The sequence below is a fragment of the Streptomyces roseicoloratus genome, from assembly GCF_004117935.1.
Lineage (GTDB): Bacteria > Actinomycetota > Actinomycetes > Streptomycetales > Streptomycetaceae > Streptomyces > Streptomyces roseicoloratus.
The window spans coordinates 20791-27557 of record NZ_SDOY01000128.1 but is presented as its reverse complement, the minus strand read 5'-3'; the positions used below and the strand labels follow the sequence as shown (position 1 = coordinate 27557).

At 74.4% G+C, this 6767-nt stretch carries 6 protein-coding genes; 3 read left to right on the top strand and 3 right to left on the bottom strand.

The genetic code is table 11. The annotated features are described in order from the left end of the window. From ESG85_RS18905 to ESG85_RS18895, 3 genes are all read right to left on the bottom strand, one after another. A complete protein-coding gene (locus ESG85_RS18905; RefSeq protein WP_128979488.1) occupies positions 1-1086 on the bottom strand; it encodes an IS630 family transposase in 1086 nt (361 codons plus the stop codon). Positions 1087-1473: 387 nt separating this feature from the next. Next, entirely contained in the window at positions 1474-1857 is a 384-nt protein-coding gene (locus ESG85_RS18900; protein ID WP_128980774.1) for a (2Fe-2S) ferredoxin domain-containing protein, read from the bottom strand. After that, positions 1854-2516, bottom strand: a complete 663-nt coding sequence (locus ESG85_RS18895; protein ID WP_128980772.1) for a TetR/AcrR family transcriptional regulator — start codon at positions 2514-2516, stop codon at positions 1854-1856. Before ESG85_RS18895 ends, ESG85_RS18900 begins: the two co-directional genes overlap by 4 nt. A 137-nt stretch (positions 2517-2653) precedes the next feature. Between ESG85_RS18895 and ESG85_RS18890 the strand changes: the two genes are divergently transcribed. From ESG85_RS18890 to ESG85_RS18880, 3 genes are all read left to right on the top strand, one after another. Further along, entirely contained in the window at positions 2654-3889 is a 1236-nt protein-coding gene (locus tag ESG85_RS18890; protein ID WP_128980770.1) for an LLM class flavin-dependent oxidoreductase, read from the top strand. Then, on the top strand, positions 3882-4976 hold the full coding sequence (locus ESG85_RS18885; RefSeq protein ID WP_281288058.1) for an LLM class flavin-dependent oxidoreductase: 1095 nt from the start codon (positions 3882-3884) through the stop codon (positions 4974-4976). Before ESG85_RS18890 ends, ESG85_RS18885 begins: the two co-directional genes overlap by 8 nt. Positions 4977-5052: 76 nt before the next feature. Beyond that, entirely contained in the window at positions 5053-6636 is a 1584-nt protein-coding gene (locus ESG85_RS18880) for an ABC transporter permease (protein WP_128980768.1), read from the top strand. Positions 6637-6767 lie beyond the last annotated feature (131 nt).

The window sequence follows — 6767 nt, the reverse complement described above, 5'->3', positions numbered from 1 at the left end:
CTAGTGAACTGGTTCGGAGATCCTGTCGCAGTAGCGGCAGATGCGGTCGAGGATCTGGTCGGCGGTCTTGGTCCAGGTGAAGGGCTTGGCCTGGTCGTTCCAGACCTTGATCCACTCTTCGAGTGCGGTCTTGAGGTCGTCGAGTGAGCAGAACACCCCGCGTGCGAGGCAGCGCCGTTCCAGCTCGGCGAACCACCGCTCGACCTGGTTGATCCACGACGAGTACGTCGGCGTGAAGTGCAGCCGGAAGCGGGGGTGCGCGAGGAGCCACTTGTGCACGACGGGCGCCTTGTGGGCGGAAAGGTTGTCACAGATCACGTGGACCGCCAGGCCGGGCTCGGTCTGGCGGTCGATCTCGTCGAGGAAGTCACGGAAGTCGACTGCCCGGTGCTGCGCGGACAGCTTGGTGATGACCTTGCCGGTCGCGGTGTTCAGGGCGGCGAACAGGTCGACGGTCCCGTGTCGGACGTAGTCGAAGCTCCGGCGCTCGGGCACTCCGGGAATCATCGGCAGGACCGGAGCGGTCCGCTGGAGGGCCTGGATCTGTGGCTTCTCGTCGACCGCGAACACCACGGCGTTCGCCGGCGGAGCGAGATACAAGCCGACGACGTCACGGATCTTGTCGATCAGGAACGGGTCCGGGGAGATCTTGAACGTCTCGGTCCGCCACGGCTGGAGGCCGAAGGCGTGCCAGATCCTCAGGACACTGGCCGGGGAGATCCCCACGACCTTGGCCAGCTCCCGTTTCGACCAGTGTGTCCCGGCCGGCGGTGTCTCTTCCAAGGTGCGGACCACTACCTCTTCGACCTGGGCGTCGGTGATGGTCCGCGGCACTCCGGGCCGCGGCTCGTCCGTGAGTCCGTCGAGGCGGTCGCGCAGGAACCGTGTGCGCCATCGGCGCACGGTGTCTCTGCCGACATCGAGTCGCGCGGCGACCACGGTGTTGTTCCAGCCGTTCGCGCACGCCAGCACGATGCGTGCGCGAACGGCCAGCCCCTGTGCGGTCGAGCGGCGCTTGGCCCAGTTCTCCAGCGTCAGCCGCTCGACGTCCGACAACACGACAGGTTCCAGCCGGGTATCGCCCATGCACACAGGACAGCGTGAACGCATGACCTGCCGCAGGCGAACCCCGCAATCTGAAACAGCAGACGCCTCACGTGGCGACCCACGACCTCAAAACCAGGTCACTAGGAGCGGTGCGCCGGGCCCCGGCCGACGGCCGGTTTCCGGAGTGAGCCGTCCCGTGCGGGTCCCCGCCGCGCTCCTCCGGGTCCCGGCCGCGCTCTTCCGGGTCTCGGCCGCGCCCTTCCTGGTCTTGGCCGGGCTCCTCCGGGTCCCCGCCGCGCTCCTCCGGGTCCCGGCCGCGCCCTTCCTGGTCTTGGCCGGGCTCCTCCGGGTGCCGGCCGGGCTCTTCCGGGTCTCGGCCGGGGCCGGAGGAAGCGGGCCATCGGACCCGGGTCCGGAAGGGAACGCCTAGTTCTTCGGCGGGTCGATCATCTGGAGTTCGAGGGTCGCCGGTGGCGGGGCGATGCCGGGGCCGCCGGCCGCGGTCCAGGCGAGGATCTCGTCGAGGCAGTCGGCGTCGGCGCTCCAGCCGATCCAGGCGGCCCGGCCGCCGCGGCGGCGGCCTTCGGTGGACGGCTGGACGACGAGGACGTTCGCCTGCGCGCAGGGCCCGAGGCAGTCGCTGGTACGGACGAGCAGCCGGCCGCCGGAGGCCGCGGCGGCCTCGCGGAGGCGGGCGAGCTGGCCGTCGTGGTCCTGGGCGGGGTTCTTGCGGGCGTCGCCGCAGCAGCAGCCGCGGCAGACGACGAGGGCGCAGGGGCGGGCCCCGTACCGTATCGGGACTCGGCTCACCCGGCACCGCCCGGGGCGGTGCCGGCGGCCGGGGTGTGCGTGACGGCCGGGGTGCGCGTGGCGGCCGGCCGGGCCTCGGCGCCGGCGCCGTTCATCAGGAGGGTGACGAGCTGCTCCGCGAAGCCCTCGGTGACGCCGCGGCGGCGGACGAGGACGCGCAGCCAGAGGGCGCCGGCGAGGGCGTCGACGAGGAGGGCCGGGTCGAAGTCGGCCGGGAGTTCGCCCCGCGTCACGGCGCGGACGAAGATCGGCTGGTGCCGTCCGAGGCGGTCCTCCAGGAACGAGGAGACCAGCTCGCGCATGGCGGGGTGACGTACGGCGCCGACGAGCGCGGACTCGACCACCGCGCGCTTGTGGTCGTCGGCGAGCAGGTCCTGCACGCGCGTGCCGAGGGCGGCGAGGTCGCCCGCGAGGCTGCCGGTGTCGGGCAGGTCGAAGGCGAGCAGCCCCGAGGTGAGGAGCGCGTCGCGCAGCAGCTCCGACTTGGACGGCCACCAGCGGTAGATGGTCGTCTTGTTCACGTCGGCCCGCTGGGCGACGCCTTCGATCGTCAGCTGGTCGTAGCCGTGTTCGGCCAGGAGGCCGAGGCAGGCCGCGAAGATCTCGTCACGGCGGCGGGGGCCGCCGCTCCTGCCCGGGGTGCGCGTCTCGTCCGTCATCGTGGATCACCGTATCAAGCAAAACGCAACGATGCGTTGCGGTCGCGGGTGACCGACTCCTAGTATCGCAACGCACCGTTGCGTTGCATCAGCGGCGGACCCTTCTCTCCGTTCCTCTCGACATCGGGAGACCCTTCATGCCCCACGCCCTCACCGGGCGGCTCGCCCTGGGCGTCCTCCTGCACGGCTCCGGCGGCCACTGGGCCGGCTGGCGCCATCCCGAGGCGCACGCTGCGGGCCAGCTCGACTACGCCTTCCACGAGACCCTCGCCCGGGAGCTGGAGCGCGGACGCGTCGACGTCCTCTTCCGCCCCGACCTGCTGGCCGCCTGGGGCGACGGCCCGGGCCTCCACCGGTCCGCGCGGGCCGACCACTTCGAGCCGCTCGGCCTGCTCTCCGGACTGGCCGGCGCCACCCGGCACATCGGCGTGGTCGCCACCGGCTCCACGACCTACTGGCGACCCGCCCAGCTCGCCCGCCGGTTCGCCACCGCCGACCTGCTCTCCGGCGGCCGCGCCGGCTGGAACGTCGTCACGTCCGTCCTGCCCCAGGAGGCCGCCAACTTCGGCCGCGCACCGGTCCCCCACGACGTGCGCTACCAGCTCGCGGCCGCCGTGCTCGACGACGTACGGCACCGCTGGGACCTGGCGCACGCGGGCGACCGCGCGCTCCTCGCACCGCCGCAGGGACACCCGGTGCTGTTCCAGGCCGGCTCCTCCGAGGCGGGGCGCGCCTTCGCCGCCCGGTACGCCGAGGTCGTCTTCACCGACCAGCGTGACCTGGCCTCCGCCCGCCGCTTCTACGCCGACGTCAAGGAGCGGGTCCGCGCCGCCGGGCGCCGTCCCGAACACGTCCAGGTGTGGCCCGCGTTCTGGCCGCTGGTGACGGCCACGGACGAGGAGGCGCCACGACAGGTCGCCGCCCTGCGCGCGCTCGTCCACGCGGACGTGGCCCGGCAGTGGCTGGAGGAGAACCTCGGCCTCGACCTCAGCCGGCACGACCTCGACGGCCCGCTGCCCGAGATCCCGCCCACCGACCGCAGCGAGGGCCGCCGCGAGCTGCTCCTGCGCATGGGCCGTGAGCGGGGCATGACGGTGCGCCGGCTCGCCGAGCACTTCCTCAGCCGCCAGATCGTCGCCGGTACGCCGGCGACGATCGCCGACCACCTCCAGGAGTGGTACGAGGAGCGCGGCGCCGACGGCTTCATGGTCTCGTTCCCCTATCTGCCGGGCCCCCTGGTGGACTTCGTGGACCACGTCATCCCCGAACTGCGCCGCCGGGGCCTGTTCCCCGACGCGTACGAGGGCCACGGCCTGCGCGAGAACCTGGGGCTCCCCCGCCACCCGCTCGCCCGGGGAGGCCGCCGTGTCTGAGACCGACGAGATGCCCGGGACCGCCGGGACATCCGCGACCGCCGGGACGTCCGGGACCGCCGGGACGTCCGCGACCGCCGGGACTCCCGGGACCGCCGGGAGGACGCCCGGGACCATCGGGACGTCCGAGACCATCGGGACGCCCCAGACCGACGGGGGCGTCCGTACCGGCGCCGGCGCGCGGCTGTTCGTCGCCCTGCCCGCCGTCCTCGACGCCGGAGCCCCGCACGAAGGGCTGCGGCGCTGCACCGAGGCCGTCCTCGACGCCGAACGGGCCGGCGCCGACGCCGTCGTCCTCACCGGTGACCGGGTCCCCGGCGCGCTGGAGCCGACCCTCGTGCTCGCCCTGCTCGCCGGGGCGACCAGCCGGGTGGGCCTCGTCGCGGACGTCCGGGCCTGCGACTGGGAGCCGTACCACCTCGCCCGCGAACTGGCCACGCTCGACGTCGTGTCCGGAGGCCGCGCCGGAGTGCTCCTGCGGCACCCGGCCGACGCCGCGGGGCAGCCGGTGCCCTCGGCCCACGCGACGGCGAGGGCCGAGGAGTTCCTGCGGGTGCTCACCGGGCTGTGGGACAGCTTCGACGACGACGCCTTCGTCCACGACCCCGAGTCCGGGGTCTACTTCAGGCCCGGCTCCCTGCACCGCCTCGACCACCGGGGTCCGCACTTCCAGGTCGCCGGGCCCCTGAACATCGCCCGGCCGCCGCAGGGACACCCCGTCGTCGTCACCTCCTGGGCCGCGCCCGCGGGCCCGGCCGCCCCGTACGACTACCGGCTCGCGCCCGACGGCGCCCCGGGTCACGGGCACGGCGCCGCGGTGCTCGGGATCGGCGCGCGGGAGCCGGCCGGCGAGACGACGGAGCGGGCCCGGCGGCTGCTCACCGAACAGCGGCCGGCCGTCCTCGTCGCCTCCTTCGCCGACGGCCCTCCGGCCCGTCCGGCGCTGGAGCGCCTCACCGGCGAGGTGCTGCCACGGCTGCGCCAGGAGCAGCTCCTCGCCCGCGCCGCCGACGGACCGCGGGGCCTGCGGGAGCGACTGGGCCTGCGGCGCCCGGAGGACAGGTCCTCGAGGGCGCGGCGTGCCTGACGCTCGGCGGCGACCGTGCCCGACGCCCGGCGACCGTGCCGGACGGCTCGACCGACAACACGGAAAGGTGGTCCCCATGCGGGCCGCGACAGTCTGGAAACACCCTCTGGCCTGGGTTCTGACACTGCTCGGCTGCGTGGTCGCCGCCGTGTCGACGCTCAGTTACCTGGGGCCCGCTGCGGACCCCGAAGGGCATCTGCACGGGCTCCCGGTGGTCCTCGTGACGGAGGACCAGGGAGCCTCGGGGCCCACCGGAACGGTGAACCTCGGCGACCGGGTCGCCGAGGAGGTCGCCCGGACCGGCGACGACGGTCGGGTGCGGTGGCAGCGCGTCGCCACGCGCGCGGAGGCCGGGCGGCTGCTCGACGACCAGGAGGCGTACGCCGCCCTCGTCGTCCCGGCCGACTTCAGCCGCAGCGCGCTGGCGCTGCTCGGCGGTCCCGGAGGCGCGGCCGCCCGGCGGCCGACGCTGGAGATCGCCGGGCACACGGGGACGGCCGGCGTGGCCGCTTCCATGGCGGACAAGGTGCTGCGGAAGGCCGCCGCGCAGGTGTCGCTCCAGGTGGGCGCGACGCTGACGGCCCAGGCCGCCACGCCGGGCACGGCGCAGGGGACGGGGACGGAAACGGGGAAGACGCAGGGCGAGGGCGAGGCACACAGGAAGGCGACGACGCCGGGCAAGGACGACGCGCAGGGCACGGGGACGACGCCTGGCACGGCGCCGGGCAAGGCGACGACGCCGGGGAGGACGCCGGCTGGTGTTCCGGCGGCCGGTGCCCCGGCCGGTGCTCCCGCCCCCGGTGCCGGTGCCGGTGCCGCCGCTCCGGCCGCCGGGTTCCTGGCGCTGCTGCGTGACCCGGTCGGGGTGCAGGAGACCGTGTGGAGCACGGGTGGTGCCACCAGCGCCGCGACCGGTGCCGGCGGCGCGACCGGTACCACGGCCGGCGGAGACGGTACGGCCGGCGGGGCCGCCTCGGGGGCCGTCCCGCTCTACTTCGCCATCGCGCTGCTGGTCTCCGGTCTGGTGCCGGCGTCCCTGCTGACGATGATGCTGGACTCCCGGCTCGGCTACGTCCCGCTGGAGGTGGGCCCCCGGCGCCGGCAGCTGCCCGCCGTCCGCATCTCCCGGACGGCGACGTTCCTGGCGAAGTCCCTGCCGGGCGCGGTGATGGGCTTCGCCGCGGGTGTGGTCGTCTCGCTGCTCTGTCTGGCGATCACGGAGGCGGACGCGACGGACGCCGCGCAGTTCGTGCTGTTCGGCGGTGCGGCCTGCGCGTCGGTCACCCTGGTCACCCTGGCGCTCTTCGCCGCGCTCGGCGCCCCGGGCCAGGTGGTCGCGCTGCTGCTCCTCACCCTGCTCGGCATCCCGCTGTCGGGTGCGGCGCTGCCGGTCGAGGCGCTGCCCGCCGCGCTCGATACGCTCGGCGGTCTGCTGCCGGCCCGTCACATCGCGGCGGCCGCGCGGAGCCTGCTGTTCTTCCGCAGCGGCGACGCCTCGGCGCGGGCGTGGCTGGTCGTGGCCGGTTACGGGGTCGGAGCCCTGCTCGTCGGTCTGGGCGTCAGCCGGCTGTACGACCGCAAGGGCTTCCACCGGGCGGCCGAGCACGAGTTCCGGACCCGTCCGGTGTCGGGTCCTGATCCGGTGGCCGTGCCCTCGTAGGAACGCGGGAAGCGGATCCGGTACGACGCGCGTCGGCGTCGTACCGGATCCGCTTCTCGTGTGGGCCACTCCGGCGGGTCGTGGAAGTGACGGAAGTGACCGGTGAGGTTTCGGGGATTTCCCAGTGGGCC

Excerpts from the sequence above, each read along its gene's own strand:
- ESG85_RS18905 (WP_128979488.1), bottom strand. The coding sequence starts at position 1,086 with ATGGGCGATACCCGGCTGGAACCTGTCGTGTTGTCGGACGTCGAGCGG.
- ESG85_RS18895 (WP_128980772.1), bottom strand. The coding sequence starts at position 2,516 with ATGACGGACGAGACGCGCACCCCGGGCAGGAGCGGCGGCCCCCGCCGC.
- ESG85_RS18890 (WP_128980770.1), top strand. The coding sequence starts at position 2,654 with ATGCCCCACGCCCTCACCGGGCGGCTCGCCCTGGGCGTCCTCCTGCAC.
- ESG85_RS18880 (WP_128980768.1), top strand. The coding sequence starts at position 5,053 with ATGCGGGCCGCGACAGTCTGGAAACACCCTCTGGCCTGGGTTCTGACA.